This is a genomic window from Pelomicrobium sp. G1 (genome assembly GCF_051905455.1).
Taxonomy (GTDB): Bacteria; Pseudomonadota; Gammaproteobacteria; order Burkholderiales; family UBA6910; genus Pelomicrobium.
On the sequence record NZ_JBQACR010000359.1, the window covers coordinates 1 to 269 of the forward strand.

Here is a 269-nt window from a genome sequence, read left to right on the forward strand (position 1 = left end):
GCTTCCAGCACCGTGACCTGAAGGCCCATCGTTACCGCCACGGCGGCGACTTCCAGACCGATGTAGCCGCCGCCGATGATGGCGAGGCGCCTGCCCGGCGCCCATTCCGCGCGGATGGCGTCCGCATCGTCCCGCGTGCGCAGGACGTAGACGCCCGGCAGTTCCGCGCCGGGCGCCTGGAGCCGGCGCGGCCGGCTGCCGGTGGCGAGCAGAAGCTTGTCGAAGCCTTGCGTGCGTCCGTCGGCCAGACGCACGCAGCCGGCGGCCCG

General features: G+C 74.0%; 1 protein-coding gene. It reads right to left on the reverse strand.

Going from position 1 to position 269, the window contains the following annotated elements:
- Positions 1–269, reverse strand: a 269-nt coding sequence (locus tag ACTFO6_RS18830; protein WP_439935885.1) for an FAD-dependent oxidoreductase, incomplete at both ends; no start/stop codon positions are given.